We start from the raw sequence: 25,809 nt of genomic DNA on the forward strand, positions 1-25,809 counted from the left end.
TCCGACAGCACCTGGGAGAGTAATTTGCAGGATGGCGATTGTCACAGCGCCGTCTCTCCACGCACGACTGTCGTCCCGGCGAAAGCCAGGACCCGGAACCACCGAATTTGATGATGAACGGGATTGGGGCCCCAGCGTCGCGGAACAATGCGCGGCTGCGGTAATGGGTCGCCAGGACGACGATGGTGATTGTTCGCAATGCAAGATGTCAAACAACGCGGTGTCATCACCCGCGAAAGCCGGTCATCCAGTATTCCAGAGGCAACCGCTATTGAACCGATGGGCCGCGGCGTACTGGATCGCCCGGTCACGCCGGGCGATCACGGCTGAGGATGGGGTACAGACTGTAGCCAAGATTGAGCCAACGGTGCGCGCTTTGCGCCGGCCCGTTGGCTCAGTCCAGGGCCAGGTTCGCTAGTCGAATGCCTCGTGTTCTGCCAGCGGTTCGGTCAGTTCGAACCCTGGATGAAGCTGCGAGATGATGTTGAGCGCGGTGCGGCCGGGCGCGATCCCGGCGGGGTGCACGCCCGACGCATTGAAATACTGGTTGCTCAACACCGCGACGCCGCACTGCAGTTCCGGCACGACGATCACGATCGCTTCGAACCCGCCCTTGCTCGTCGCGCCGTTCTTTGTGAACACGGTATGGCCCTGCGTGTCGGCGGTAAGTTGCCAGGCGAGGCCCATGGTGACCGTGTCCTTTTTGTTCCCGCAGACGGGGTATGTCCCCACCTTCTGTTGCGTGAGCGCGATCTGCTTCCCGATCTTCCCGTTCGGGGCCGCGATCTGCGCGGCAAGAAACTTGATCATGTCGTCGCCGGTGGTCTTCAGATCAAATGCCGAGTCGCCGGTCGGCGTATTGCCGTCGAAAACGATCGGATATGGCGGCTGAGAGCTCTTGCTCCAATGCCCGATGCATCCCTGCGCGATCTTCCATGATGGATTGACGACGGCTCCGGTCTGCTTCATGTCGAGCGGACCGGTGACGTATTCGGCCAGGATCTCGTTGTAGTTGTGGCCCTGGTCTTTGCCAAACATCTGCGTGACCGCAAAACCCAAAGTCACGAAGCCGATATTGGAGTACTGCCAGCAGCCGGACGGCGGCGTGTCATATTGATTCCACCACGCGATAAGTTCGCTGGAGGGCGGCTCGTCGGCAAACAATTGCTTGCTGTAGCCGGTCAAGCCGTCTCCAGGCTGCTCCGGCATGCCGGATGTATGGGTGGCGAATTGCTGGAGCGTGATGGCGTCCAGCACCGGCGTTCCCACCGGATTCGTGCTGAAATTGTTCAGATAAGGGCCGATGGGATTGTCGAGAAAAGGCCCGCCCGCCTCGACCGCCACCGCCAGCAATGTGCTGGTGAACACCTTGGTCACCGATCCGATCTCGAACACCGTGTCGGTCGTGACGGCAAACGGCGCGGGCGACGAGCCGGCAACGCCTGACAGTCCCTTGGGATAGACGTAGCCCTTGGTGCCGAACGACTTTTGGTCGTAGACCGCGATGCAGCAGCCAGGCGCATTGCTGACATTGAGATAATCTGCGGCTGCCTGCTGAACGATCTGTGCCGGACTTGTCGCCGCTTCGATGATTTGGCCGCTCATGTCGCCCTCTCGCCAGTGAAGATGCACGATTAACCTTTGGTTGCATCATATCGCAAAACTCCGTAACACGCGAATGAAATCACCGTTACTGTTTGTTTCAATTTCGGTTGATGGAAAAGTTCGTGCGCCGGCATGAGTAGCGCGACATGCGCAACGCCACCTTACGGGCGCTGATAGGAGATCCCGGATATCGCTGCGCTCAGCCGGGCTACGCCGGCGACCTGCCGCGCATCAGTCGCGCGACACGGACAATCCCGCGAGAAGCGGCGCGTACGCGGCGAGCCTGCGCGATACGAACTCAGTGAACAACCGCACGCGCTTGGTCTTGCGTGTCTCGCCCTGGGTGAGAAGCCAGAGCGTGCCGTGCATGTGCAGCTCGGTGCCGGGCACCTTCACCAATAGGGGGTCGGCATCTCCGACAAAGCACGGCAGTGTCGTCATCCCGAGCCCTTGCCGGACTGCAGCGAGCTGCGCCTCGCCGTCCGTGGTCCTGAACGGAACCCCGGTGGTGCGAACCTCACCCTCGCCGGCCCAGTCCGGGATGCCATGCATGCTGATGACGATCCACCTGACAGGGTCAGGCGCGCCCGCACGCCACGCGGCCAGTCGATCGCGGGACATGTAGACGCCGCCGAACAGCTCCGGGCCCTTCAGGCCGTGAAGATTGAGCGGCAGGGTTTTGCGGTCGTAGACGACGCGGATCGCGACGTCGGCCTCTCGATTGGTCAGATTTGCCAGTTCGCCGGACGACAGGATTTCAATCTCGATGTCCGGATGCAGACGCGCGAAATCGGCGAAGTCCGGCATCAGCAGATGCGTCGCCAGCGTCGGGGCCAGCGTGACCCGCAGCAGCCCGCGCACGCCCTGGTCGCGCCCGAAGACGCGCGTCGCCAGCTGGTGCGACGACGCATCCATCTGGTCCGCGAACTCGAGGACCTCCTCGCCCGCAGCCGTCAGGCGGTAGCCCGAAGGCAGCTTTTCGAACATGTGCGCCCCGAGGCGTTCCTCGAGCTGTGCGATGCGCCGAAGCACGGTCGAGTGATTGACCCCGAGGCGCTCGGCGGCGGCCCGCACCGAGCCTCCACGCGCGACGGCAAGAAAGTAGCGAACGTCATCCCAGTCGATCATGGTGCAATCCGGCACCGCGTGGTGCGCCTTCCAAAGCCCGCCTCTAGCACATCGAACGGCAATAACGGCAGTCATCATAGCCTATGCCGACGAGCGCGGCTGCCGTTGGACGTCCAGCCGGATCGATTTCGCACCACCGGTGTGCGCGGTTCCCTACTCAACGCCTGACGCCGCCGGACCCATGTTGCGGGTCTCGGGGCCTCCCCGAACGACCAAAGGCGGAGCTTGAAAGGAGAAGTCATGGGAAAGCTAGAGGGTAAGGTTGCAGTCATCACGGGTGGGTCGAGCGGCATGGCGCTGGCAAGCGCCAAGCGGTTCGTTGACGAAGGCGCCCATGTTTTCATCACCGGCCGCAGGCAGGAGGCGCTCGACGCGGCCGTCAGGCTGATTGGCCGGAACGTGACCGGCGTGCGCGGCGACGCGGCCAATCTCGACGACCTCGACCGCCTGTTCGATACGGTGAAGCGGGACAAGGGCAGGATCGACGTCCTGTACGCGAGCGCCGGCATCGGCGAATCCGTCCCGCTCGGCGAGATCACCGAGCAGCATTTCGATGCGGCCTTCGGCCTCAATACGCGCGGCACGCTGTTTACGGTTCAGAAGGCGCTGCCGCTGTTCAACGACGGCGGATCGATCTTCATGACCGGGTCGGTTGCCTCGGTGAAGGGCTTTCCCGGTTACGGCGTGTATGCGGCGAGCAAGGCCGCGTTGCGCTCATTCGCACGCACCTGGCTCAACGAACTGAAGGGCAGGAATATCCGCGTGAACGTGCTGAGCCCGGGACCGATCGCCACACCGATGCAGGACCAGGTTCTCACCGCGGAAGCGAAGCGGATGTTCGAATCCCTGATCCCGCGGGGAAAGATGGGTCGTCCTGAGGAAATCGCCGCGGCCGCGGTGTTTCTTGCGTCTGACGAGTCCAGCTTCGTGAATGGCGTCGAGCTGTCTGTCGACGGCGGCTTCTCGGCCATCTGACGGCAGCCAATCAAGACCAACATGGATCGGAGAAACATCATGAGCTACGCGATTGTCGGATTCGGCAAGATCGGCCAGGCCCTCGCCCACGCCTTCGCCCGCAACAACATCGACGTGACCGTCGCAAGCCGCCGGTCGCCCGAGGCCTTGGCGCCGCAGGCCCGGGCGATTGGACCCAATGTCGTCGCCAAGTCGCTGCGGGAAGCACTCGCGGCCGACACAATCTTCCTGGCGGTCCCGTTCGAGGAGCATCGCGAGATCGCGAAGGCCCTGCCGAGCTGGCAAGGCAAGACGGTCATCGACACCATGAACACGTTAGCTCCGCCTGCGGAGCTCGACGGTCTCCCCTCCTCCGGCTTCGTCGCAAAGGCCTTCACCGGCGCCAGGCTCGTGAAGGGCTTCAATCACCTGATTGCGGCTAAGCTCGCTGCCGATCCGGTCGTCGAGGGCGGGCACCGGGTCGTCTTTCTGTCTGGTGACGACGAGGACGCGACCGCCCCCGTGGCGGCCCTGGCCAAACAACTCGGGTTCGCCCCCGTCAAGCTCGGAAAGCTCAACGAGGGAGGCGCGCTGGTGCAGGGACGCGGCGGCACCTGGGGCCGGCTCATCTTCCAGGATTTGTTCAAGAAGGAGCAGTGATCGATCCACGATCGCGTGATCGAGGCGAGAAGCGCGTAGCCCGCATGAGCACAGCCGCATGCGGGACACCGCGCGACGCGATGACAGAGGTGCCCCAGCGCTGCGCTTGATTGCGGGCCACGCCTACTCACGCGACGTTGAGCCGGCGTGAGCGAGGATTGCATTTAAGTCCGCCATTGCCGCGCACATCTATCCGGTGAGGCCAGACTCCTTGGCCCCATAAAAAACGGAGTAACTCAATGACGAACGTCAAACTTCTGTCGGCTGCTTTGATCGCGGTTGCCATGATCGCGTCGCCGGCAATGGCGCGTGAAACCCGTGCCGTGTCCCGCCATGTCGCAGAGGCCAACGCCGCCGCGCCGGCCGAGCCCGTCTACGTCGACGGGCGCGCGTGCATTCCAGCGCCGCGCGTCGGTTCATTCGCCACCGCGCCCTGGACCGGCGGCAATGTCCCGTGCGAACCGGGTCCGTATTGATCGCGCTGCGCGCACTGATCAGAGATCGTGGGCGGGTTGGCGAAGCGAAGCCCGCCATCACGAGCGTGGCTTCAAAGGTGCGGTGGATTACGCTTCGCTAATCCACCCTACGAGTTGCTCAGTGAAGAGCCCCGCGCGTCCTCGCGCATGATCCGGAAAAGTGCGAAGCGGTTTTCCGAAAAGATCATGCTCAAGCAAAAAGCTAAAGCGTGATGACGACTCGACCCAATCTCATCGCGCTTTAGCCTTGTGGCCCGGGCGCTACGCCCTGCTCTGAACGTCGGCAATGAGCTCGATGATCTTTGGTCGTACGATGGCGATGTGATCGAGAATCTGGCGGGGCATCTGATCGACATAAGTCACGAACTTGTCCAGCATGTCGTGGGCGGCTGAAATACCGACCTCGCGAACGTGTGCGTCCACCTTTTGCTTGCCTTCCTTGAACTGACTGTAGAAGCCGCCGATCTGCTTGCACATCAGCTCGTCGATTGGATCGATCGACTGCTGCGGATGCAGGGGAAGACCGCCCATGGCCGCCTGCGTCGCCCGGTCCATCGGGAGGTAGACGATATTCCAATCGTCATAAGGCAACAGGTGCATCACCTTGACCAGCCATTGCCCGAGTTCGCCGTTCCAGACCGGCCCGGAAAGCACGAAGAACGGTCGGATCGCGTTGTGGCCATGGGCCCGCAGCATTTCCGTTTCGATCTCGGTCCGGCGCGCATCCTGCGTCGCCAGGGATTGCTTGATCCTGCGCTCGTCCTCGGCCTGGTCGGGAATGATATTCGCGGCGTCGTTCAGGCTGAATCCCAGCGCCTGCAGCATGGCGCCGTGGCGTCCCGCGAACACGTCTTCTCCGAACACGCGGCGCTTGCCGTCAGAATCGACTGGAGGCAGCGGGAATGCGGAATCGCCCGGTGTCTTGCGCCTGCCGAACATGCGGAACTCCCCGTTGTTTTGCGCGGGAAGTTAAGCGGCACCGATTAAGAAATTGAAGGTCGCGAAAGGTAAAATTTGCCTTACACAGGGCCAGGATACGGCCGCGTAGCCCGCATGAGCGCAGCGATATGCGGGAGTTCACGACGCAAATCGAAGCCCTGGATATCGCTACGCTCGTCCGGGCTACGCCTGCTGCGGTCGCACATTGCAGCTCTCTGCGTTTCGGAGCGCTTCGTAGAACGGGTCAGCGCCAGCGTAACCCGCCATTGCGCCCCGCCGCGCCAGCAACAGCATTCACATTTCAAACAGCTTAAGCATTCGCGATCTCGCGACATGATCTGTCCGAGCTTTGTGCGTCGTTCCGCCTCTCTGGAAACAGAGGGCGCAGGGAAAGCCGGGTGCCGATCGCACCCATGGGCCCCGAGCAATAGGTAGAAAGCTCGGGGGGTAGGACCACAGGTGTAACCGGAAACAACCCGGCTTTCCCTGCGCGATGGGCTACGGCTTACTTCGTGCTCTCCCCGGCGAGACCAGGCTTTTTTGTCACCGCCTTCGCCACGCGCACCGCGCAATGTGAAGAGACACCTGCCATGAGGGCGTCAGGACCACACGACTTCGCCGTCCGCCTCACGCGCACTCGTCAGTCGCGCATTCAGCGTCCACCGCATCTCGACCCGCGTTCGTGACGATCGCGATCCGCCCCTCGTGTCGGGTGAGACGCGCATATTGAACAGCTGAGTTGGGTCAAACGCCAAGCGGAATATTTTCTTATTCGCGGATTGACAGGTTTTGCTGAGTTGCCCGTCGGGGTGATTTGTCGCAGGTGATGCGGAGAGATTTGATTTGCGTCAGCCGCGTAGCCCGCATGAGCGCAGCGATATGCGGGAGACCACGACACGAATGAAAGTGCCCGGATATCGCGGAGCCTGTCATCGGGCGCGCGTTCGCGCGACCCGTTGGCTCATCCGGGCACCACTTGGGACACTTGCCGATCCGCCCTCGCACAGGACTCGCGAGAGCCGACGTGCACAGTCTCCGCTCAACCAGACGCCTTTCAACCAGACGCGTTGGCCGGCTCGGACATCGCGATCCGGTTCCTGACGCTGGGACGCTCCTGCATCCTCGCGTACCATGCCGAAAGAGCCTCGCACTCCGCCGGCACAGGCACCTTCAGGAGTCCGGCGAAGATCAGGCCGCCGATGAGGGTGATATCGGCCATCGTGAACGCCTCGCCGGCGACGAACGGCTGCCGCTGCAGAATGCCGTCAAAGTAGTGCATCCCCCTGAGAGCCTTGTCGCGCTGACGGAAGCCCCATTCGGGGTTCTGATAGATCTCGACATGAGGCCCAAGACCCGGCGTGGCGTGGTGGAAATAGACGCTGATGGGGTCGAGCACCTCCAGTTCCGCGCGTTTGCTCATCATGTGGATCACGCCCTTTTCGCGTGGCGTCCTGCCGGTCAGCGTCGGCGCGCCATCGAGCGCGTCGAGATATTCGGTAATGGCCGTGCATTCGCCAATGTAGGTCCCGTCGTCGAGTTCGAGCACCGGCAGCGTGCCCGAGTAGTTCTTCGCGAGGAATTCCGGTTTCTTGTGCTCGCCCTTGTAGAGATCGACCAGGACGAACTGCACCTGCGGCCGCAGGTTCTTCTCGGCCAGGGCGATGCGAACGCGGGCCGGATATGGACCGGTCGGCCAATCGTAGATCTTCATCACAACTCCCATTTTGTCTACCTGTCACTTGGTAGGTCCGATATGAGTACTTCACATCTGGCTGGTCAAGCCCTACCTGTCACTTGGTAGATAACGAAGCAGTGAGAGGACGACGTGAGTTCAAGCGCTCGGGAGGCCATCTTGGCGGCAGCAAAGCGGACCGCGCAGGCGCGCGGCTATGGCGGCTTGAATTTCCGCGATCTCGCGGACGAGGTCGGGATCAAGGCAGCCAGCATCTATCACCATTTTCCGAGCAAGGCCGAACTCGGCGCCGCCGTCGCCCGGCGCTACTGGGAGGACACCGCCGCCCAGCTCGAGGCGATGCTGGCGGAAACGGCGGATCCTGTCCGCTGCCTGCGTCGATATCCCGAGGTGTTTCGCAAGGCGCTCGAGAACAACAATCGCATGTGCCTGTGCAGCTTCATGTCCGCGGAGGTCGACGACCTGCCGGACGCGGTGAAGCAGGAGGTCCAGACCTTTGCCGACGTCAACGTGGCGTGGCTGAGCAAGCTGCTGGTTGCGGCGCGCCTGGCCAGTGCAAGAAAGAGCGAACAGCGCGCCCGCGCCATCTTCGCCGCCGTCGCCGGCGCGCAGCTGATGGCCAGAAGCCGCTCCGATATTTCGCTCTACGACTCCCTGATCGACAGCTATCGCGCCGCCGGTCTGCTGCCGGCGTAGCTAGCCGCGTAGCCCGCATGAGCGCAGCGATATGCGGGAGACCACAACGCGAGTGAAAGAGCCCCGGATATCGCTACGCTCATCCGGGCTACGCCTGCCAATTGTCCACAAGCTCATTGCTTGAAGCAATGCTCTCGATGCCATCGAAGGAAATGCGGATGCGGACGGTCAGACGTGCGTTGCGGCGCAAGCGCAAGACCTGACTTGTTAATGATCGATCGTATGCCTTGCGGATCGTTGGTCTGCCGCGAGATCAATATTTCCAGATTGTCAGCCAAGCTGATCAAGCCGCGGTCAAACATCCAATGCGCCGTGCCTGAAAGCGCGATCCCGTTGCTGATGATGTCGGGTCCGCTAGCTTCCACTGGCCGAATGTGTGCGGCCGCAACCTCTGCCCGCCCTCTTCCATTAATGAGTTTTAGCCCTGTAATGGCGCACCGCTCATCATAGGCGCGCAGGACGACGCGTCGGAATATCCGATCGCGCAAGATCCTCGACATAGTGACTGTGGCGCGATCACGCTGTTGGTCGTACGTGAAAGGCACCTGCTCTTCTGCAAGAGTAGGCAGTGGCATTTCATCATCGAGCCGAGGCAGTAAGGGAGCCTTTTCCTCGAGGCCGATTCCAACGATTCTACTGAAATCTTCAGGAGAGATTGGCCGGACTGCCGACTGAGCGCGTCCCGAAATCCGTCCCTCGTCGTTGAGAACTCCTCGTTCTATCGGCTGCCCGGTTGGATCGTTAAAGGGAACCGGATTGGCAAAGTCGAGGTAACTTCCCGGCTCAATCAGCGCAAGATACATCCCAGGTGCGCTTGGGTCTGCGATAACTTGATGAACCTTTGCAATCGCAAAGTAGCCACGCGTTTCCGCGACCTTGCGCGGTTCGTAGTAAATTATCCAATCACCGACGCACGCTTCTACGCGACGCAAATACTGGCTGGGAAATTGATACTGTTCGGCTGGACTGTCCTCATAGATCGAGTCCAGCCGATGAATGAATACTCCCAGTCCCATAGCTTGATCGGCAAAGCCTTCCCGTCTTGATCCTCGAGGCTAAATCTCCAAGAAAGATCGCCTCATGTTGTCTCTACTCCCACTCAATCGTCCCCGGCGGCTTAGACGTCACGTCGTACACCACCCGGTTGACGCCCTTCACCTCGTTGATGATGCGCGTCGCGGTCTCGCCCAGGAATTTCATGTCGAACTGGTAGAAGTCGGCAGTCATGCCGTCGGTCGAGGTGACGGCGCGCAGGCCGACGACGTATTCGTAGGTGCGACCGTCGCCCATCACGCCGACGGTCTTGACCGGCAGCAGCACCGCGAAGGCCTGCCAGATCGCATCATAGAGGCCGTGCTTGCGGATCTGGTCGATATAGACGGCATCCGCGTTGCGCAGGATGTCGAGCTTCTCCCTGGTGATGTCGCCGGGGCAGCGGATCGCAAGGCCGGGGCCCGGGAACGGGTGGCGGCCGACGAAGACTTCGGGCAGGCCGAGCTCGCGGCCGAGCACGCGCACCTCGTCCTTGAACAATTCGCGCAAGGGCTCGACCAGCTTCATGTTCATGCGCGCCGGGAGGCCGCCGACATTGTGGTGCGACTTGATGGTGACCGACGGGCCGCCGGTGAAGGAGACGCTCTCGATCACGTCGGGATAGAGCGTGCCCTGCGCCAGGAACGCGGCCGGTCCTTCGCCTTTTTTTGCGATCTTCTTGGCTTCCGCCTCGAACACGTCGATGAACAGGCGGCCGATGGTCTTGCGCTTCACCTCGGGATCGGTGACGCCTTCGAGCTCGCCGAGAAACTCTTTCGACGCGTCCACATGGACCAGCGGGATATTGTAGTGGTTGCGGAACAGGTCGACGACGGTCTTGGCCTCGTCGAGCCGCAGCAGGCCGTGATCGACGAACACGCAAGTGAGCTGGTCACCGATCGCCTCGTGGATCAGGACCGCGGCGACGGCGGAATCGACGCCGCCGGAGAGGCCGCAGATCACCTTGCCCTTGCCGACCTGGGCGCGGATCTTCTCGATCGCCTCCTCGCGGAAGGCGCGCATGGTCCAGTCGCCGGTCAGGCCTGCAACCTTGCGCACGAAATTGCGCAGCAGCTTCGCGCCGTCGGGCGTGTGCACCACCTCGGGGTGGAACATCAGGCCGTAATATTTGCGCTTCTCATCCTGGATGATCGCGAACGGCGCGTTCGGCGAGGTGCCGGCCACCGAGAAGCCGGGCGGCATCTTGGTGATGCGGTCGCCATGGCTCATCCACACCTGGTGCTTCTCGCCGTGGTTCCAGAGGCCGTCGAACAGCTGGCTGTCGGTCTTCACCTCGACATCGGCGCGGCCGAATTCGCGGTGGTGGCCGCCCTCGACCTCGCCGCCGAGCTGGGCCGCCAAGGTCATCTGGCCGTAGCAGATGCCGAGCACGGGAACGCCGGATTCGAAGATCAGCTGCGGGGCGCGCGGCGAGCCGGTCTCGTGCACCGATTCCGGACCGCCGGAGAGGATCACCGCCTTCGGCTTCATCTCCTTGAAGGCGGCCTCCGCCTTCTGGAACGGCACGATCTCGGAATAGACGCCCATCTCGCGGACGCGGCGGGCGATCAGTTGCGTGACCTGGCTGCCGAAATCGACAATCAGAATCTTGTCATGCGCCGAGGCCACCGAGGGCGCCGACGATTCACGGTCTGTGTGCTGGGCTGTCATGGCAAGCAGATACGCGACAGCGCCCGCCCCCGCAACCGCGGCCAGCGTTGCGCCCACATTCTTCTTTGGGCATGGACAAATCGATATAGGTCAGTATTATTGACCTAATTTGGCCACAAGCAAACAAGGAGGAAACCAATGCCGGATTTTCACGACCCGTCCCGCCTCTTAGCCCTCGGCCGCGACTGGATCGCCGCCTGGAACGCGCGCGACCTCGAGCGGGTGCTGGCGATGTATGCTGACGACACCGAGATGACCTCGGACCGGATCCCGGCGTTCGGCTTCGGCGCGTCGGGCACGGTGCGCGGCAAGGCGCAGCTGCGCGCCTATTGGAGCGCGGCGCTGGCGAAATTGCCCGAGCTGCATTTCGAGCTGATCGACCTCTTTGTCTCGCCTGACAGCGTCGTCGTGTTCTACCAGAACGAACGCGGCAAGAAGATCTGCGAGTATCTGCGGCTCGATGATCAGGGCAAGATCAAGCAGGGCTCGGCGAACCATCTGGTGCATTGAGGTTGCTGCGCATGCAGTCATCCGTCACCCTGAGGAGCGCGTAGCGCGTCTCGAAGGGCGACGGCCCGGCTCTATCCCCATCCTTCGAGGCTCGCCGAGCGCTGCTTACGCACCGCTCGACGCGCACCTCAGGATGACGCCAGTATGTAGGATGCAGAGCGTAGGACCACGCACATGAAAATCCCCACCCTGCCCTTCACCGTCACCGACTGGAGCCGCGTCGAACCGTCAGTGCATCCCGGCGAAACCGGGCAAGCGCTGTGGCGCACGCTCAATATCGGCGAGCTGCGGGTGCGGATGGTCGAATATTCGCCTGATTATCTCGCCGACCACTGGTGCGATCGCGGCCATGTGCTCTACGTCGTCGCGGGCGAGCTCGACACCGAACTGCGCGACGGCCGCAAATTCACGCTGACATCAGGCATGAGCTACCAGGTCTCGGATTTCGGCGACGCCGCGCACCGCTCGTCGACGAAGACGGGGGCAACGCTGTTCATTGTGGATTGAGCAGGCAGCTCTACTCTCTCCCGTCACCCCCGCGCAACGGCTTCGCCGTTGTCGCTGGAGGAGCGCGCAGCGCGTCTCGAAGGGCGACAGCCCGGCTCCATCCCGTCATTGCGAGCCACCCGGTCGGCGCGAAGCGCCGCCGGATGACAGGCTCCGCGAAGCAATCCATCTGTCCGCATGCTCGGAGCGATGGATTGCTTCGTCGCTACGCTCCTCGCAATGACGTGACGTGGATAGCGCCCCGCACTCACCGCCTCCGCCCCGCAACCTTCCTCACCTTCGTCTCCGCCCAGCCCAGCGGCTTGCCGCTCTTCGACGGCAGCACCAGTTGCCCGACCGCCTGCCCGGCCTGGTCCAGCAGCACCGAATGCGCCTCGCCGCGGGCGTAGAGATGCGCCTCGCCCCATTGCCGCAAGGAAACCACGACCGGGAACAGGTCGCGTCCCCGCTTCGTGAGCGCATATTCCTGATAGGCGCTGCCGTCGGACGCTGCGACCTGCTCGAGCACGCCGAGCTCGACCAGCGTGCGCAGCCGGGTCGTCAGCATGCCCTTGGCGATGCCGAGATTCTTCTGGAAGTCGCCGAACCGGCGCAGGCCGTCGAACGCGTCGCGCACGATCAACAGCGACCACCAGTCGCCGATCGCATCCAGCGCGCGCGCCACCGGGCAGTCCGCCCTGGCGAAACCGGTCCGCTTCATCGCAGCCCTCCTCCTCGATCACGATTCCGAACTGGTCTTAAAATAGGACTAGACAGCGCCTGGCGCAACTGGTCTCATTATAAGACCAGATTGCAGACGCAGCGGAGGCGTGATGACGAACCAGACCATGACGGCGGCCCGGCCGGCCAAGGGCGACGACAAGACGGACAACACGGTGGCGAGCGCGCTGTCGCCCGCCGTTGTGCTGCTGTTCGCCGTCGCCTGCGGGCTCAGCGTCGCCAACATCTATTTCGCGCAGCCGCTGCTCGACACCATGGCGCAGGATCTTGCCATCACACCCGCTGTGATCGGCGGCGTCGTGACGCTGACGCAGATCGGCTACGCCTTCGGCCTTGTGCTGATCGTGCCGCTCGGCGATCTCCTCGACCGCCGCAGGCTGATCGTCGGCCAGACCGTGTTGTCGGCGCTCGCGCTCACCATCGTCGGCACCGCGCCGAACGCCGCCGTGCTGCTCGCCGGCATGGTGCTGGTCGGGCTGCTCGCGGTCGTGATCCAGGTCCTGGTCGCCTATGCCGCGACGCTGGCCGCACCCGCCGATCGCGGCCGCACCATCGGCACCGTGACCAGCGGCGTGGTCTCGGGCATTTTGCTGGCACGTTTTGCCGCCGGGGCGCTGGCCGATCTCGGCGGCTGGCGCGTGGTCTATCTCACCTCGGCCGCGCTGACGCTGGTGCTGGCGGCGCTGCTGGCGCGCGCGCTGCCGCGCCATGCGCCGCAGCCGATGGCCGGATCGTCCTACGCGAAGCTGCTGCGCTCGACGGTCGCGCTGTTTGTCGAGGAGCCGGTGCTGCGCGAGCGCGCGGTGTTCGCGCTCCTGATCTTCGCAAGCTTCAGCGTGTTCTGGAGCTCGGTGGTGCTGCCGCTGGCGGCGCCGCCGCTGTCGCTGTCGCACACCACCATCGGCATGCTCGGGATCGCCGGCCTTGCCGGTGCGCTGGCGGCGCGCAATTCCGGCCAGCTCGCCGATCGCGGCTGGGGCCAGCGCACCACCGGATTGTCGCTGCTGTTGATGCTGGCCGGCTGGGTGCCGATCGCCTGCCTCAGCACATCGCTGTGGCTGGTGCTGGCGGGCGTCGTGATGATCGACTTCGCGGTGCAGGCGATCCACGTCACCAACCAGAGCCTGATCGTTACCGCGCGCCCCGAGGCCGCGAGCCGGCTGGTCGGCGGCTACATGGTGTTCTATTCGATCGGAACGGGATTTGGCGCGATCTCTTCGACGCTGGCCTATGCGACGGCCGGCTGGCTCGGTGTCTGCGTGCTGGGTGCTTCGATCAGCGCGGTCGCGCTGCTGTTCTGGGTGATCGTGGTGAGCAGGACGCCGGTGACGGTGGCGGTGTGCTCCGAAGCGTAGGGTACTCAACCCGTCATTGCGAGCGAAGCGAAGCAATCCATCGCACCGCATGTGCGGAGGCATGGATTGCTTCGTCGCTACGCTCCTCGCAATGACGGCGGAGAAAGCCTCACGTCTTCTTCAGCACCGAGACGTAAAACCCGTCCGTTCCAGTCCGGCGCGGCGTCATCAGCAGGCCCTCCGCCGAGACCAGCGCGGCCTCGCCAAATGCCTCGGCCTTGTCCCACAGCACCGATGCGGTCTGCTCCGGCGGCTGCACGGAAAACTCCGGATGCCGCGCGATGAACGCCTTGACCTGCTCGCCGTTCTCCTCCGGCAGCACCGAGCAGGTGATGTAGGCGATGCGGCCGCCGGCCTTCACCAGCGGCGCGGCGCGCTCCAGCACCTCGGCCTGGTCCTTCAGCCGCACCTCGAGCGCGCCGGGGCGCATCCGCCATTTGGCGTCGGGATTGCGGCGCCAAGTGCCGGTGCCGGTGCAGGGCGCATCGATCAGCACGAGGTCGGCGGACGCCTTGATGTCGGACAGCACCTCCTCCTCGCCGCGCGGCGTGCGCACGTCGCAATTGTGCACGCCGGCGCGCGACAGCCGCTCATGGATCGGCGCGAGCTGGCGCTTGTCGCTGTCGGTCGCAATCAGCCGGCCCTTGCCTTGCATCTGAGCTGCAATCGCCAGCGTCTTGCCGCCGGCGCCGGCGCAGAGGTCGATCACCTGCTCGCCGGGCTTGGCCGCCGAGAACAGCGCGGCGAGCTGCGAGCCCTCGTCCTGGACCTCGATGGCCCCCTTGATGAAATCCTCCTCGGCATGGATGCCGGGATTGCGCGCGTCGGCGCCGAGCTCGATGCGCAGGCCGAGCGGCGACCACGGCGTCTCCTTCGCGCCGAGATGCGACAGCCGCGGCAGCACCTTCTCGCGCTTGCCGCGCAGCGTGTTGACGCGCAGGTCGAGCGGCGCACGGCTCGCCATCGCGGTCGCTTCCGCGGCGCGGTCGTCGCCGAACACCTTTGCCAGATGCGGGTCGAGCCAGTCCGGATAGTCGCCCGCGACGTGCGCCGGCGCATCCTTCAGCGTGCGCGAGGCCAATGCAGCCTCTTCAGTCGCGGTCAACGGATCCGGCGCGAAGCGGCCGCCGTCGCACAACGCCGAGATCGTCGGGATATCCATGCCGCGCTCGAGCTTGAGCATGCCGAGCACCCGCGCGCGGGCGCTGGAATCGTCCATCAGCCAGGCGGCGGAGGATTGCCGGCGCAGCACGTCCCAGATCAGGCCGGAGATCGCGGCGCGATCGCCGGAACCGGCATAGCGGTGCGCGGTGCCCCATTCCTTCAGCGCTTTCGCCGCGGGAATGCGCTGTGCGTCGATGGTGGCGATCAGCTCGATCGCGGCGGAAAGCCGGGCAGCGGGGGTCATTGGTCTCTTTCGGTTGGGCGCATCAGATCAGCAGCAGCAGTCTGAGCGCGAAATACAGCCACATCGCCGCCAGCACCAGCACGCCGGCGAACCAGGCGAGCGAGCGCGGCCGCACGTCGTTGGAGGTGACGAACACGCCGGCATGGGCAAACCGCGTGACCACGAACACCCAGGACATCAGCACGATGAACAGATCGGCACGGCGCAGCGGCAGTGCAATGGCGATCAGGACATAGAACAGCACCGGAAGCTCGAACTGGTTGGCAAAGCAGTTGCCGAACTTGGTGGCGCCGGCCGGCCAGTTCGGTTCGCGCAGCGCGATATCGGCCATCTTGGTCTCGCCGCTCGTCAACGTCCTCGTACGTGCCGTCGCCATCGCGAACAAGAGCGCGAAGGTGAGCCCAATCTGGATGAAGACCGGCAACAGAACCATTTGAACCGACATCAAAAATCTCCCTCAGCCACGGGCGCGATTTTGTACAGGCGGACTGCCGCCCTCTTAGCCGCCGCGGCCGCCGAGCACAATGAAGCGTACGCGGTAGCCTGTTGAACCATCATCCGAGCCCCGGTGACCAACTCCCAGGACCAATGGCGGTTTCAGCCCTCACGGATGACGCGATGAGCCTCATCACCCCGATCCTCGACGGCGCTGCCCGGGCGGCCGAGGCGCTCGGCGATCTCCTCACCTCCTTGCTGACGGCGATCGACCCCGGCACCGGCGGGTTCGACGAAGGAGCCGATGGCGGGCTCGGCATGGTGATGGCGGGGCTCGCCGGCGTCGCCGCGGCGCTGCTGGTCGCGATCCTGCTCTCGGTCTATTTCCGCGGCTTCTATCGCTCGACGCACGACATTGTCACGCACTCCTTCGCCACCGCGCTGGTGCTCGGCCTGCTCGGCTTTGCCGTCTACGACATGCGGCAGGACATGCGCGATTATTTCGGACTGAGCGCAGCGCCATCGGACACCGGAACAAACCTGCCCAGCACCGGCCTGCTCGGTAGCCGCAGGAGTCCGCCTGTCGTGCCGGCGCCCGCGATCAAGCCGCTCGCGATCAAGGGCTCATTCAAACAAGACATCAAACAACCCATCAAACAGGGCATCGAAGAAGACGACGAAAACGTCATCGTTCCGACTCCGCGCCGACCTATGTTCCAGGCGAAAGGAGCGATGCAATGCCCCAGTTTCGCCTGACCCAAATCTCCGACACCCACCTCGCGCGCCGCTTCAAGCCGCTGATCGACAACTTCCATCGCGTCAGCGAGCACATCGACGCAACGCGTCCCGATCTCGTGCTCAACTCCGGCGACGTCTCGTTCGACGGGCCGACCAGCCGCGACGACATGGCCTTCGCCAAGCAGCTGCACAGTGCGCTGCCGGTCGATTGCCTCTATCTGCCGGGCAATCACGACATCGGCGACAATCCGACCGCGGTCGGGCCTGCGCCTTCACAGCTGCCGACCGAAGAAACGCGGCACGCCTTCACCTCGGTGCTCGGCGAGGACCGCTGGCATTTCGACGCCGCCGGCTGGTGCTTCATCGGGCTGAACTCGCTGATCATGAACACCGGCCTCGACAGCGAGGCCGAGCAGTTCGACTGGCTCGCCACAACGCTCGACAAGGCCGTCGGCAGACCGGTCGCGCTGTTCCTGCACAAGCCGCTCTATCTCGACCTGCCCTACGATGCCGAGCGCGTCGAGACCGCGATCCGCTTCGTGCCGCAGCCGGCGCGGCGGCGCCTGATCGAGATGTTCGGCAAGGTCGACTGGCGCCTGGTCGGCAGCGGCCATGTGCACCAGCGCCGCGACTACACGTTCGAGCATGTCAGGCAGATCTGGGCGCCCTCGGCCGGCTTCGTCATCTCGGACGCGCGGCAGGAGGTGATCGGCATCAAGGAAGTCGGTCTCGTCGAGTACCGCTTCCAGCCCGACAGTTTCGAGGTGCGCCACGTCAGGGCGAAGGGCCAGGTCGATGTCGACCTGGACATGCTGCTGGGCAAAGAGCCGGCTTGAGCAGCGTCAGTTCCGCGCCGCGTCGTGCAGGTCCCGCTTGATGACGGTGAGCAGCGCTTGCAGCGAGTCCTTGTTCGGCTGCGGCGCTGCCGGCGCCGGCCGCACCCGCGGTACGTGCGGCATGAAGCGCACCGGCTCGGCGGCCGGCTCCTCTTCGACGAATTTTCCGTGCAAGACGTCGTCGCGGCGGCCCATGACGAACATCGTCGCCCAATAACCGACGGCGAGGACAATGACCCCGACAACAATAGCTTCAAAAACCATGGCTACACCTGAAATATAGCCATATTGAATCAAGTACTTCCGGTCCTCGTCAAGCAAATGGGGGCCAAAAGGCCCCCAAAACCCCGCCAATGTGGCGTTTTTGATACTTTGTTGCGCGGATTGGGAGCTGAAAGGCCCCCTACTTCAGGCCTTGTCCGGCCCGACCCGGACCAGCTGCTTGCCGAAATTGGCGCCCTTGAGCAGGCCCATGAACGCCTCCGGCGCGCTATCCAGACCCTCGGTCACGAACTCCTTGTACTTGACCTTGCCCTCGCGCACCCACTGCGACATGTCGCGCAGGAACTCGCCGTGCATCGCGGCGAAGTCGCTGACGATGAAGCCGCGGAACGTCAGCCGCTTGGTCAGGATCGCGAACATGATCGACGAGGCCCATTTCGGCGCCCGAGCTTCGCGGTCGTTGTAGTGCGCGATCAGGCCGCACACCGGCACGCGCGCGAACGCATTGAGCTGCGGATAGACCGCCTCAAACACGGGGCCGCCGACATTCTCGAAATAGACGTCGATCCCCTTCGGGCAGGCCTCCTTCAGCTTCGCCGCCAGATCCGGATCACGGTGATCGAGGCAGGCATCGAAGCCGAGCTCGCGCGTGACGTAATCGCACTTGTCCTTGCCACCGGCGATGCCGACCGCGCGCGCCCCCTTGATCTTCGCGATCTGGCCGACCGCCGAGCCGACCGCGCCGGAGGCGCCGGCAACCACCACCGTCTCGCCCGGCTGCGGCTTGCCGATCTCGAGCAGGCCGGTATAGGCGGTCATGCCGGGCATGCCGAGCACGCCGACCGCGGTCGAGATCGGGGCGATCTTCGGATCGATCTTGGCGAGGCCCTTGCCGTCGGACAGCGCATGGGTCTGCCAGCCCGCGCGCGACAGCACGATATCGCCCTTGGCAAAGCCGGGATTGTTGGACGCGATCACCTCGCTCACGGTGCCGCCCTCCATCACGCCGTTGACCGGGACCGGTGCGGCATAGGACGGGCCGTCGTTCATGCGGCCGCGCATATAGGGATCGAGCGACAGCCAGATGGTGCGGAGCAAGACCTCGCCGGCACCCGGTGTCGGCGGCGCGTAGTCCTCGAGCCTGAAATTGGCCGGCGTGGGCTCGCCATGCGGGCGCGAAGCCAGAACGATGCGCTTTCCTTGGGACATGATTTTTCCTCTTGAGGTGATTGGTTCGTGGCGCACACGTAGTCACGCAATCAGCCTCCCCGCAAGGGAGATGGATCGCGCCGACTTGTTTGAAACGTTGTTTGAAATGACGGCCGTCATGCCGAGCGAGGCGCTGGCGCCACCGTCATTCCCCGATGCGCAATTGCGCATCGAGGGCGATGCCAAGCACGAGCCCGGGATCCATTCCATCCACCAATGATGGCACCCATCCCGCTTTCTTCACGCGCCCCTTTTGAAGCATGTTGACACTAAGTACGATTTTTGTCAGACTGTTTACATCGTGACAAACAAGCTCACCCAGGACGAAGCAGAGGCGCGCCGCCTGAAGATTCTCGTGGCGGCGCGCTGGTGCTTTCTCAACTTCGGCTTCTCGAAGACCTCGCTCGACGACATCGGAAAGCGCGCCGGGATTTCGCGCACGCTGCTCTATCGGACCTTCAAGGACAAAGAGAACATCTTCACTGCGGTCTTCACCGATTGGCTCATCTCCCGCCATCCGGCTGCGAAGAAAGCTACCCTCGGCGCCGGCTCGCCGGGCGAGCGGCTGCTTGAAGTGTGCAGGCTCATGGTCATTGAACCCTGGGCTGACATGGTCGGAGCGCCGATGGCGGGTGAATTCTTCGACGTCTGCGAGCGCCTGGACCCGCAAATCGAGGCCCGGCACCGCAGCGTGGCCACCGAATGCGTTGCGAGGATCCTCGGCGGCGACGAAGCAGCCGCAGAGGTTTTCGTGCTCGCGCTTGATGGACTTCTCAGCGACGAGCCCACCACGGTAGTGCTGGAGCAACGCGTGCAGCTTCTCGTGGCTCGCTTCGCGCCGCCCAACAGACGAAAGTAATGAGTATGACTAAAGCATGGACGGTGAAGGACATTCCTTCACAAGTCGGAAAGCGCATCATCGTGACCGGCGCCAACAGCGGCATCGGCTGGCATGCGGCGCTGGAGTTGGCGCGTGCCGGAGCGGAAGTGACAATTGCCTCCCGGAACGAAATGAAGGCCGCCGACGCGGCTCGCCGGATCCTTGCCATCGCGGCGAACGCCAACGTCGACATCGGGAAACTGGATCTGTCGAATCCCAGGTCGGTGAATGCGTTCGCGGAGAGCCGGCTGTCGCTGTCCCGGCCGATCGACGTACTGATCAACAATGCAGGCGTGATGGCGCTCCCGGAGCGCCGGGAAAGCGTCGACGGACATGAGATGCAGTTCGCGACCAACGTCTTGGGTCCATACCGCCTGACGGCCTTGCTGCTACCCGCGCTGCTGCAATCGGCCGCGCCGCGCGTCGTTACCGTAGCGTCCGGGACCCACGCGATGGGAGGCCCGGTGCCCGTCGCAGACCTCGACTCCAGGCAAAGCTACAAACCGATCAAGGCCTACGCGAAGACGAAACTCGCGAATATCCTGGTCGCAAGGGAGTTGCAGAGGCGCGCCGGAGACCGTTTGCTATCGGTCATCTGCCACCCCGGCGCGGCGAAGACGAACCTTTTTGCCGATACCAGCGCCCTCATGCTGCTCGCGGCGTTTGCCGTCTATCCGTTGGTTCAGAACGCCGGCATGGGAGCGGAGCCGACTCTCATGGCTGCAACCTCGACTGACGTGAAACCGGGCGGCTACTACGGACCCGGCGGCTTCATGAGACTGCGTGGTCATCCGACCGAAGATAAGACGTCGTCGATCGCCGAGAATACCGAGGCCGGCCGCATCCTGGTCGACGAGCTCGAGCGGATATCGGCGATAGGTTTCCCACTCTAACGTCGAAAGGCCACGGCCACGTGGCTCCCACATCAGAAGGACCGAATCGTTATCCCGAGATTCCGGGTTCGCGTCTTCCGACGCGCCCCGGAATGACGTCGTGTGAGGCTTACACCCCGCCCGGATAGTTCGGGGCTTCGCGCGTGATCGTCACGTCGTGGACGTGGCTCTCGCGCAGGCCCGCGCCGGTGATGCGGACGAACTCGGCCTTCTCGTGGAAGTCCTTGATGTCCTTGGCGCCGACATAGCCCATCGCGGCGCGGAGGCCGCCGGCGAGCTGGTGCATGACGTTGCCGACCGGGCCCTTGTAGGGAACCTGGCCCTCGATGCCTTCGGGCACGAGCTTCAGCGTGTCCTTGATGTCCTGCTGGAAGTAGCGGTCGGCCGAGCCGCGCGCCATCGCGCCGACCGAGCCCATGCCGCGATAGGCCTTGTAGGAGCGGCCCTGCCACAGGAAGACTTCGCCGGGCGTCTCGTCGGTGCCGGCGAGCAGCGAGCCGACCATCGCGATGTCGGCGCCGGCGGCGAGCGCCTTGGCGAGATCGCCGGAATATTTGATGCCGCCGTCGGCGATCACGGGCACGTCGGCCTTCTTCGCGGCCGCCACCGCGTCCATGATCGCGGTGAGCTGCGGCACGCCGACACCGGCGACGATGCGCGTGGTGCAGATCGAGCCAGGGCCGATGCCGACCTTGATGCAGTCAGCGCCGGCATCGATCAGCGCCTGCGCGCCGCCTTCGGTGGCGACATTGCCGGCCACGACCTGCACGGCGTTGGACAGCCGCTTGATGCGGTTGACGGCGTTGAGCACATGGCGCGAGTGACCATGCGCAGTGTCGACCACGACGACGTCGACGCCGGCATCGATCAGCCGCTCGGTGCGCTCGTAGCCGGTCTCGCCGACCGTGGTGGCGGCGGCAACGCGAAGCCGGCCCTGCGCGTCCTTGCAGGCGAGCGGATGGGCGACCGCCTTTTCGATGTCCTTCACGGTGATCAGGCCGACGCAGCGATATTGGTCGTCGACGACGAGCAGCTTTTCGATGCGATGCTTGTGCAGCATCCGCTTCGCCTCGTCCTGGCTGACGCCCTCGCGCACGGTCACGAGGTTCTCGTGCGTCATCAGCTCCGAGACCTTCTGCCTGGGATCGCTGGCGAAGCGCACGTCGCGGTTGGTCAGGATGCCGACCAGCTTGCCGGGCGTGTTCTTGGCGGCGCCGGTGACGACCGGAATGCCGGAAATGCCGTTTTCCTTCATCAGCGCCAGCGCGTCGGCCAGCGTCGCGTCGGGGCCGATGGTCAGCGGATTGACCACCATGCCGGATTCGAACTTCTTCACCTGCCGCACCTGGGCGGCCTGGCCCTCGGGATCAAAGTTGCGGTGGATGACGCCGAGGCCGCCCGCCTGCGCCATCGCGATCGCCATGCGCGCCTCGGTGACGGTGTCCATCGCGGACGCCATGATCGGGATGTTGAGCGAGATCGCGCGGGTGACGCGCGAGCGGATATCGACTTCCGAGGGAAGGACATCCGACAGACCGGGCTTCAGAAGCACATCGTCGAACGTGAAGGCTTCTCGGATAGCCGGAAATCCCGTGGCCATTGCCAACTCCTTATCTGCGGCCGCGGCCGCGATGGGTCTTACGGATGAACGCCGCCTTCGGCGACGCTAGCTGCGTCACCGTCGAATCGGTGCCCATCGGTGGGGTTGACGCTGGTCGATAGCATGGCGGCATGACGAATCAAAGTGTTTGCCAGCCATGCACAGGCTTTTTACGGCCCCCGGCAGCCTATTTAGCGATAACCCTGCGGCGGCCCGTACCGGCGGATCGCCTCGACCATCTCGCGGTGGCGCCGGTCCTCCCGCTTCATGTGGACGGCGATGACCGCATGGGCCGACGGCACCAGCAGCAAGACGTGGAAAAACAGCCCGAAAATCGCGCAAAACACGATCAGGACCAGATTGAAGATGGCCGAAAACAGCTGTCCGTTCAGGAGCAGCCCGATCGGCGGCAAGAGAGCGGCGAGGACGTAGATCACGGCGAACCTTCCAGAGCGTTTTCGAGCGAAGTGGTTACCGGTTCGCGTGAAGAAAACGCGTCAAAACATGAATCCAGAGCCCCGTTCCGACCCTGTCGGAACGGGCTCGAGCACGGGCGGATGCATACCAGCGTCACGCTGGATTTAGGGCGTTTGGCCGGTTCCGCAATAGCGCCGCTCAGGGCAGGATGATATGGCCCCCTCGCCCGCCTTTTCAGCATAGCTGTCCTATTTTGATGAACAAACAACGCCTGATCCCGCTCATCGTGGCCACTGCCCTGTTCATGGAAAACATGGACTCCACGGTGATTGCGACCTCGCTGCCGGCGATCGCCGCTGATATCGGCACCAGCCCCCTCACGCTGAAGCTCGCGATCACGTCCTATTTGCTGTCGCTCGCGGTGTTCATCCCGGCGAGCGGCTGGACCGCGGACCGCTTCGGCGCCCGTATCGTGTTTGCCGGTGCGGTCGCCGTGTTCATGCTGGGCTCGATCGGCTGCGCGCTGTCGGGCTCGGTGACCGATTTCGTGTTCGCCCGCATCCTGCAAGGCCTCGGCGGGGCGATGATGACGCCTGTTGGGCGATTAGTGCTGTTACGCTCGGTCGACAAGAGCGCGCTGGTCAACGCGATGGCCTGGGTGACGGTGCCGGCACTGATCGGCCCGGTGATCGGGCCGCCGCTCGGCGGCTTCATCACCACCTATTTCTCCTGGCACTGGATCTTCCTGATCAACATTCCGATCGGGCTGCTCGGCATCTTCCTGGCGCTGAAATACATCGACCCGATCAAGAGCGAAGACCCCGAGCGCTTCGACCTGATGGGCCTGGTGCTGGCCGGCATCGGGCTTGCCGGCATCGCCTTCGGGCTCTCGGTCGCCGGCCTCAATCTGTTGCCGTGGCCGATCGTCGCTGCGCTGGTCGGGGTCGGCACGATCTCGATGACGCTCTACGTCCTGCATGCGCGGCGCACCGGTTCGCCGGTGCTCGATTTCGGACTGTTGCGGCTGCCGACCATGCGGGCGTCGATCGTCGGCGGCTTCATGTTCCGCCTCGGCATCGGCGCGCTGCCGTTCCTGCTGCCGCTGTTGATGCAGGTCGGCTTCGGCCTGTCGCCGTTCCAGTCCGGTCTCGTCACCTTTGCCTCGGCGGTCGGCGCCATGGGCATGAAGACGCTGGCGGCCCGTATCATCAAGGCCTTCGGCTTCCGCAACATGATGACCGTCAATGCGGTGGTCAGTTCGGCCTTCCTCGCCGCCTGCGCCCTGTTCACGATCTCGACGCCGCTGATGCTCATCTTCACCATCCTGGTGGTCGGCGGCTTCTTCCGCTCGCTGCAATTCACCGCGATCAACACCGTCGCCTACGCCGAGGTCGAGGCCCCGCAGATGAGCCGCGCCACCACCCTCGTCAGCGTCAACCAGCAGCTCGCGGTGTCGGCGGGCGTCGCCGTCGGCGCGTTCTCGGTCGAGACCGTGCTGGCGTTGCACCATCAGACCGAGCTCTCCGCCGACGTGTTCGGGCCGGCCTTCATCGTAGTCTCGCTGATCTCGGCGGCCTCCGCCTGGTTCTTCTGGCAGATGCCGGCCGAAGCCGGCAACGAGATCGCCGGCCGCAAGGCGATCGACATCTCGAGCCGCAAGGGCGCCGAGAAGCGCGCCGCGGCCGAAGCGGTCAAGGTCGCAACCGAAGACACCCAGAACGCGCGGGATCAGCGGCTGGGGTAGTCGATCGAGCGAGCTGTTCGCGAGGCACGGTACAAGCGCGCCGTCAGGTCACGACCGGGCCGCTAAGGATGGCCGGTCATTCCCGTTGTCTGTCGTCGATCCGGACGTTCGATAAGTTCGTATGTGGGAACGTGGGTCGCTTCCAGCCACGATTCCAGCGCAGCTCCGCAAACCGTGCAGATCGCGTCACCCGTGTGCGGCACCAAGAACTTCTCGTCAGTGCGTCTGTACTCGGCGCCGCAATTGCATTGAACAATTGTCGCCATTGCCAGGATATGCGCCTGGGAATGTCGCTTTGCCAGCCCTTTATTCATCAAACGGCCCGAGTGCGCGAAACGCTGCTGCACCAAGGCCGCCAACCCAGTGGGGGGTTTTCTCCCGGTGGGGCTTGGGGGGCTCGGGCGCCGGGAGCAAGGATTCGACTCCGGCCGTCCCTTCCAGGTTCCTATCGACCACGCTGAAACGTTCGCCTGAGCGCATCCCGATCCGGACGACGTCGCGTCCTGCAAAAAAATCCCCGCGAGAGTCAGAAAGCGAACGGAAGCGCCGCTGCCGATCCTGCACAGTGCGGCTCAAGCGGGCACGCAGTGACGCCGCATCAGCAGAAAACATGCACGAGGAAGCGCTCCGGAATCCCTTCCGTGGTGTCCGTACACCACGGAAGGTCCGATTTTCGTTGATTGAGTTTCGCTTGAAAGGATCAGAGCCAGTGAGTGACGCAAATACGAACGAAGTGAACGGCAATCCGAAAGTCGGCTTCGGCCTACCCCTGCTTGCCTTCCCCAAGGCCTTCCAGGGCATCGCCCAGCAAAACGCGACGCGCGCCAAGGAGCAGTTCGAGAAGGTCAAGGAGGCCGCGGCGGACATCTCCCTCCTGCTCAGGGAAGCCTATTCGATCAACGCCAACGGCACCGCGGATTATGCAGCCAAGCTACTCGAGATCACGAGCACCAACGCCAGTTCGGCCCTCGCCTTCGTGACCGATCTTGCCGGCACCAAATCGCTGTCGGAAGCGATCCAGCTTTCGGCCGAGCATGGCCGCAGGAATTTCGAGGTCACCACCACGCAGAACAAGGAGCTTTGGGAGCTCACCAAGAAGGTCGCGACCGAGACCTCCGAGCCCCTCAAGAAGAGCCTTGCAAGGGCGTTGAAGACAGCTTCCTGAGGAGCAAGCCCCCCGCTCCCGGAGCCCCGGCTGGAACGAGCGTCCCCCACAAGAAGAGACGCCGTCCAGCCGAGGGGTGCGGATCCAGCATACCCGACATTGGAGGAGGACGCCGTGGGCGTGATCATGATCAGATGTCCGCGGACAGGCCGCGCGATCACAACCGACAAGAAAGCCGACCGCGAGACATTTCGCTGCAGCGCCGTGTTCTTTTCGCGCACCTACTGCACGATCTGCCGGGCCACCCACGAATGGTTTGCCAAGGACGCCTGGGTCGACGAACCCGGCGAGCGGATGCTCAAGGCGTCCTGACGTC

General features: G+C 63.9%; 28 protein-coding genes. 15 read left to right on the plus strand and 13 right to left on the minus strand.

Features of this window, described 5'->3' with window-relative positions; genetic code table 11:
- Nucleotides 1-414: 414 nt before the first annotated feature.
- Nucleotides 415-1,605 (minus strand): serine hydrolase domain-containing protein, encoded by a 1,191-nt coding sequence (locus BI327_RS11930; protein WP_076860411.1) that lies wholly within the window; start codon nucleotides 1,603-1,605, stop codon nucleotides 415-417.
- Between the two features lie 231 nt (nucleotides 1,606-1,836).
- Complete coding sequence (locus tag BI327_RS11935) at nucleotides 1,837-2,733, minus strand: LysR family transcriptional regulator (protein ID WP_076860412.1); 897 nt, start codon at nucleotides 2,731-2,733, stop codon at nucleotides 1,837-1,839.
- Nucleotides 2,734-2,973: 240 nt separating this feature from the next.
- On the opposite strand from BI327_RS11935, the gene BI327_RS11940 reads away from it, so the two are divergent.
- The 3 genes from BI327_RS11940 (at nucleotide 2,974) to BI327_RS11950 (ending at nucleotide 4,823) form a co-directional block, all read left to right on the plus strand.
- Entirely contained in the window at nucleotides 2,974-3,708 is a 735-nt protein-coding gene (locus BI327_RS11940) for an SDR family NAD(P)-dependent oxidoreductase (RefSeq protein WP_076860413.1), read from the plus strand.
- A 39-nt stretch (nucleotides 3,709-3,747) separates the two neighbouring features.
- A complete protein-coding gene (locus BI327_RS11945) occupies nucleotides 3,748-4,347 on the plus strand; it encodes an NADPH-dependent F420 reductase (protein WP_076860414.1) in 600 nt (199 codons plus the stop codon).
- Between the two features lie 239 nt (nucleotides 4,348-4,586).
- Nucleotides 4,587-4,823: a hypothetical protein gene (locus BI327_RS11950; protein WP_076860415.1), complete on the plus strand. Its 237-nt coding sequence runs from the start codon at nucleotides 4,587-4,589 to the stop codon at nucleotides 4,821-4,823.
- A 261-nt stretch (nucleotides 4,824-5,084) separates the two neighbouring features.
- On the opposite strand, the gene BI327_RS11955 is transcribed toward BI327_RS11950, so the two are convergent.
- Nucleotides 5,085-5,762, minus strand: a complete 678-nt coding sequence (locus tag BI327_RS11955; protein ID WP_076860416.1) for a hypothetical protein — start codon at nucleotides 5,760-5,762, stop codon at nucleotides 5,085-5,087.
- 1,054 nt (nucleotides 5,763-6,816) lie between these two features.
- Nucleotides 6,817-7,473, minus strand: coding sequence for a glutathione S-transferase (locus BI327_RS11960; RefSeq protein ID WP_076860417.1), 657 nt, complete (start codon nucleotides 7,471-7,473; stop codon nucleotides 6,817-6,819).
- A gap of 114 nt (nucleotides 7,474-7,587) precedes the next feature.
- Between BI327_RS11960 and BI327_RS11965 the strand changes: the two genes are divergently transcribed.
- Nucleotides 7,588-8,151 (plus strand): TetR/AcrR family transcriptional regulator, encoded by a 564-nt coding sequence (locus BI327_RS11965; protein WP_076860418.1) that lies wholly within the window; start codon nucleotides 7,588-7,590, stop codon nucleotides 8,149-8,151.
- 113 nt (nucleotides 8,152-8,264) lie between these two features.
- On the opposite strand, the gene BI327_RS11970 is transcribed toward BI327_RS11965, so the two are convergent.
- Both BI327_RS11970 and guaA read right to left on the minus strand, forming a co-directional pair.
- Nucleotides 8,265-9,167 (minus strand): HNH endonuclease, encoded by a 903-nt coding sequence (locus tag BI327_RS11970; RefSeq protein ID WP_076860419.1) that lies wholly within the window; start codon nucleotides 9,165-9,167, stop codon nucleotides 8,265-8,267.
- Nucleotides 9,168-9,240: 73 nt separating this feature from the next.
- Nucleotides 9,241-10,854: a glutamine-hydrolyzing GMP synthase gene (guaA, locus tag BI327_RS11975; RefSeq protein WP_076860770.1), complete on the minus strand. Its 1,614-nt coding sequence runs from the start codon at nucleotides 10,852-10,854 to the stop codon at nucleotides 9,241-9,243.
- Nucleotides 10,855-10,992: 138 nt separating this feature from the next.
- Between guaA and BI327_RS11980 the strand changes: the two genes are divergently transcribed.
- Nucleotides 10,993-11,364 carry a nuclear transport factor 2 family protein gene (locus tag BI327_RS11980; protein ID WP_076860420.1) on the plus strand — a complete coding sequence of 124 codons (372 nt, stop codon included), beginning with the start codon at nucleotides 10,993-10,995 and terminating at the stop codon, nucleotides 11,362-11,364.
- A gap of 174 nt (nucleotides 11,365-11,538) precedes the next feature.
- Entirely contained in the window at nucleotides 11,539-11,871 is a 333-nt protein-coding gene (locus tag BI327_RS11985; protein WP_076860421.1) for a DHCW motif cupin fold protein, read from the plus strand.
- A gap of 247 nt (nucleotides 11,872-12,118) precedes the next feature.
- On the opposite strand, the gene BI327_RS11990 is transcribed toward BI327_RS11985, so the two are convergent.
- On the minus strand, nucleotides 12,119-12,571 hold the full coding sequence (locus tag BI327_RS11990) for a winged helix-turn-helix transcriptional regulator (protein ID WP_076860422.1): 453 nt from the start codon (nucleotides 12,569-12,571) through the stop codon (nucleotides 12,119-12,121).
- A gap of 112 nt (nucleotides 12,572-12,683) precedes the next feature.
- Here BI327_RS11990 and BI327_RS11995 point away from each other — a divergent pair, with 112 nt between their 5' ends.
- Nucleotides 12,684-13,946, plus strand: a complete 1,263-nt coding sequence (locus BI327_RS11995; RefSeq protein ID WP_083742034.1) for an MFS transporter — start codon at nucleotides 12,684-12,686, stop codon at nucleotides 13,944-13,946.
- A gap of 109 nt (nucleotides 13,947-14,055) precedes the next feature.
- Here BI327_RS11995 and BI327_RS12000 read toward each other — a convergent pair whose 3' ends face one another.
- Nucleotides 14,056-15,354: an RsmB/NOP family class I SAM-dependent RNA methyltransferase gene (locus BI327_RS12000; RefSeq protein WP_076860423.1), complete on the minus strand. Its 1,299-nt coding sequence runs from the start codon at nucleotides 15,352-15,354 to the stop codon at nucleotides 14,056-14,058.
- 22 nt (nucleotides 15,355-15,376) lie between these two features.
- A complete protein-coding gene (locus tag BI327_RS12005; RefSeq protein WP_076860424.1) occupies nucleotides 15,377-15,799 on the minus strand; it encodes an MAPEG family protein in 423 nt (140 codons plus the stop codon).
- A gap of 173 nt (nucleotides 15,800-15,972) precedes the next feature.
- On the opposite strand from BI327_RS12005, the gene BI327_RS12010 reads away from it, so the two are divergent.
- Both BI327_RS12010 and BI327_RS12015 read left to right on the plus strand, forming a co-directional pair.
- Nucleotides 15,973-16,545, plus strand: coding sequence for a hypothetical protein (locus BI327_RS12010; protein ID WP_143271586.1), 573 nt, complete (start codon nucleotides 15,973-15,975; stop codon nucleotides 16,543-16,545).
- Complete coding sequence (locus tag BI327_RS12015; RefSeq protein WP_076860426.1) at nucleotides 16,527-17,363, plus strand: metallophosphoesterase family protein; 837 nt, start codon at nucleotides 16,527-16,529, stop codon at nucleotides 17,361-17,363. Before BI327_RS12010 ends, BI327_RS12015 begins: the two co-directional genes overlap by 19 nt.
- 6 nt (nucleotides 17,364-17,369) lie before the next feature.
- Here the strand turns inward: BI327_RS12015 and BI327_RS12020 are convergent, their stop codons facing one another.
- Nucleotides 17,370-17,684, minus strand: coding sequence for a hypothetical protein (locus tag BI327_RS12020; RefSeq protein WP_394329847.1), 315 nt, complete (start codon nucleotides 17,682-17,684; stop codon nucleotides 17,370-17,372).
- An 87-nt stretch (nucleotides 17,685-17,771) separates the two neighbouring features.
- Complete coding sequence (locus tag BI327_RS12025) at nucleotides 17,772-18,794, minus strand: NADP-dependent oxidoreductase (protein ID WP_076860428.1); 1,023 nt, start codon at nucleotides 18,792-18,794, stop codon at nucleotides 17,772-17,774.
- Between the two features lie 70 nt (nucleotides 18,795-18,864).
- Here BI327_RS12025 and BI327_RS42265 point away from each other — a divergent pair, with 70 nt between their 5' ends.
- The 3 genes from BI327_RS42265 to BI327_RS12035 all read left to right on the plus strand — a co-directional run bounded on the left by BI327_RS42265 (nucleotide 18,865) and on the right by BI327_RS12035 (nucleotide 20,567).
- On the plus strand, nucleotides 18,865-19,014 hold the full coding sequence (locus BI327_RS42265; RefSeq protein WP_159450437.1) for a hypothetical protein: 150 nt from the start codon (nucleotides 18,865-18,867) through the stop codon (nucleotides 19,012-19,014).
- An 81-nt stretch (nucleotides 19,015-19,095) separates the two neighbouring features.
- Nucleotides 19,096-19,653 carry a TetR/AcrR family transcriptional regulator gene (locus tag BI327_RS12030; protein WP_076860429.1) on the plus strand — a complete coding sequence of 186 codons (558 nt, stop codon included), beginning with the start codon at nucleotides 19,096-19,098 and terminating at the stop codon, nucleotides 19,651-19,653.
- A 5-nt stretch (nucleotides 19,654-19,658) separates the two neighbouring features.
- Nucleotides 19,659-20,567, plus strand: a complete 909-nt coding sequence (locus BI327_RS12035; RefSeq protein WP_076860430.1) for an oxidoreductase — start codon at nucleotides 19,659-19,661, stop codon at nucleotides 20,565-20,567.
- 109 nt (nucleotides 20,568-20,676) lie between these two features.
- Here BI327_RS12035 and guaB read toward each other — a convergent pair whose 3' ends face one another.
- Nucleotides 20,677-22,167: an IMP dehydrogenase gene (gene guaB, locus BI327_RS12040; RefSeq protein WP_076860431.1), complete on the minus strand. Its 1,491-nt coding sequence runs from the start codon at nucleotides 22,165-22,167 to the stop codon at nucleotides 20,677-20,679.
- Between the two features lie 191 nt (nucleotides 22,168-22,358).
- Nucleotides 22,359-22,604 (minus strand): hypothetical protein, encoded by a 246-nt coding sequence (locus tag BI327_RS12045; protein WP_076860432.1) that lies wholly within the window; start codon nucleotides 22,602-22,604, stop codon nucleotides 22,359-22,361.
- A 236-nt stretch (nucleotides 22,605-22,840) separates the two neighbouring features.
- Between BI327_RS12045 and BI327_RS12055 the strand changes: the two genes are divergently transcribed.
- The 3 genes from BI327_RS12055 to BI327_RS12065 all read left to right on the plus strand — a co-directional run bounded on the left by BI327_RS12055 (nucleotide 22,841) and on the right by BI327_RS12065 (nucleotide 25,805).
- The gene (locus tag BI327_RS12055; protein ID WP_076860434.1) at nucleotides 22,841-24,328 is read left to right on the plus strand and encodes an MFS transporter; all 1,488 of its coding nucleotides are present in this window, start codon (nucleotides 22,841-22,843) and stop codon (nucleotides 24,326-24,328) included.
- 709 nt (nucleotides 24,329-25,037) lie between these two features.
- On the plus strand, nucleotides 25,038-25,493 hold the full coding sequence (locus BI327_RS42270; RefSeq protein ID WP_159450438.1) for a phasin family protein: 456 nt from the start codon (nucleotides 25,038-25,040) through the stop codon (nucleotides 25,491-25,493).
- Between the two features lie 114 nt (nucleotides 25,494-25,607).
- On the plus strand, nucleotides 25,608-25,805 hold the full coding sequence (locus tag BI327_RS12065; RefSeq protein WP_076860772.1) for a hypothetical protein: 198 nt from the start codon (nucleotides 25,608-25,610) through the stop codon (nucleotides 25,803-25,805).
- The last annotated feature ends 4 nt before the right edge of the window (nucleotides 25,806-25,809 follow it).

Source organism: Bradyrhizobium mercantei (assembly GCF_001982635.1).
Taxonomy (GTDB): Bacteria; Pseudomonadota; Alphaproteobacteria; order Rhizobiales; family Xanthobacteraceae; genus Bradyrhizobium; species Bradyrhizobium mercantei.

What these genes read in the sequence shown, in the direction of transcription:
- BI327_RS42265 (WP_159450437.1), top strand. Translation starts at nt 18,865, where the DNA reads ATGGATCGCGCCGACTTGTTTGAAACGTTGTTTGAAATGACGGCCGTC.
- BI327_RS11960 (WP_076860417.1), bottom strand. Translation starts at nt 7,473, where the DNA reads ATGAAGATCTACGATTGGCCGACCGGTCCATATCCGGCCCGCGTTCGC.
- BI327_RS11990 (WP_076860422.1), bottom strand. Translation starts at nt 12,571, where the DNA reads ATGAAGCGGACCGGTTTCGCCAGGGCGGACTGCCCGGTGGCGCGCGCG.
- BI327_RS11950 (WP_076860415.1), top strand. Translation starts at nt 4,587, where the DNA reads ATGACGAACGTCAAACTTCTGTCGGCTGCTTTGATCGCGGTTGCCATG.
- BI327_RS11985 (WP_076860421.1), top strand. Translation starts at nt 11,539, where the DNA reads ATGAAAATCCCCACCCTGCCCTTCACCGTCACCGACTGGAGCCGCGTC.
- BI327_RS11970 (WP_076860419.1), bottom strand. Translation starts at nt 9,167, where the DNA reads ATGGGACTGGGAGTATTCATTCATCGGCTGGACTCGATCTATGAGGAC.
- guaB (WP_076860431.1), bottom strand. Translation starts at nt 22,167, where the DNA reads ATGGCCACGGGATTTCCGGCTATCCGAGAAGCCTTCACGTTCGACGAT.
- BI327_RS12025 (WP_076860428.1), bottom strand. Translation starts at nt 18,794, where the DNA reads ATGTCCCAAGGAAAGCGCATCGTTCTGGCTTCGCGCCCGCATGGCGAG.
- BI327_RS11955 (WP_076860416.1), bottom strand. Translation starts at nt 5,762, where the DNA reads ATGTTCGGCAGGCGCAAGACACCGGGCGATTCCGCATTCCCGCTGCCT.
- BI327_RS12005 (WP_076860424.1), bottom strand. Translation starts at nt 15,799, where the DNA reads ATGTCGGTTCAAATGGTTCTGTTGCCGGTCTTCATCCAGATTGGGCTC.
- BI327_RS11980 (WP_076860420.1), top strand. Translation starts at nt 10,993, where the DNA reads ATGCCGGATTTTCACGACCCGTCCCGCCTCTTAGCCCTCGGCCGCGAC.
- BI327_RS12000 (WP_076860423.1), bottom strand. Translation starts at nt 15,354, where the DNA reads ATGACCCCCGCTGCCCGGCTTTCCGCCGCGATCGAGCTGATCGCCACC.
- BI327_RS12055 (WP_076860434.1), top strand. Translation starts at nt 22,841, where the DNA reads ATGAACAAACAACGCCTGATCCCGCTCATCGTGGCCACTGCCCTGTTC.
- guaA (WP_076860770.1), bottom strand. Translation starts at nt 10,854, where the DNA reads ATGACAGCCCAGCACACAGACCGTGAATCGTCGGCGCCCTCGGTGGCC.
- BI327_RS11940 (WP_076860413.1), top strand. Translation starts at nt 2,974, where the DNA reads ATGGGAAAGCTAGAGGGTAAGGTTGCAGTCATCACGGGTGGGTCGAGC.
- BI327_RS11995 (WP_083742034.1), top strand. Translation starts at nt 12,684, where the DNA reads ATGACGAACCAGACCATGACGGCGGCCCGGCCGGCCAAGGGCGACGAC.
- BI327_RS11945 (WP_076860414.1), top strand. Translation starts at nt 3,748, where the DNA reads ATGAGCTACGCGATTGTCGGATTCGGCAAGATCGGCCAGGCCCTCGCC.
- BI327_RS12035 (WP_076860430.1), top strand. Translation starts at nt 19,659, where the DNA reads ATGACTAAAGCATGGACGGTGAAGGACATTCCTTCACAAGTCGGAAAG.
- BI327_RS12015 (WP_076860426.1), top strand. Translation starts at nt 16,527, where the DNA reads ATGCCCCAGTTTCGCCTGACCCAAATCTCCGACACCCACCTCGCGCGC.
- BI327_RS11935 (WP_076860412.1), bottom strand. Translation starts at nt 2,733, where the DNA reads ATGATCGACTGGGATGACGTTCGCTACTTTCTTGCCGTCGCGCGTGGA.
- BI327_RS12010 (WP_143271586.1), top strand. Translation starts at nt 15,973, where the DNA reads ATGAGCCTCATCACCCCGATCCTCGACGGCGCTGCCCGGGCGGCCGAG.
- BI327_RS11930 (WP_076860411.1), bottom strand. Translation starts at nt 1,605, where the DNA reads ATGAGCGGCCAAATCATCGAAGCGGCGACAAGTCCGGCACAGATCGTT.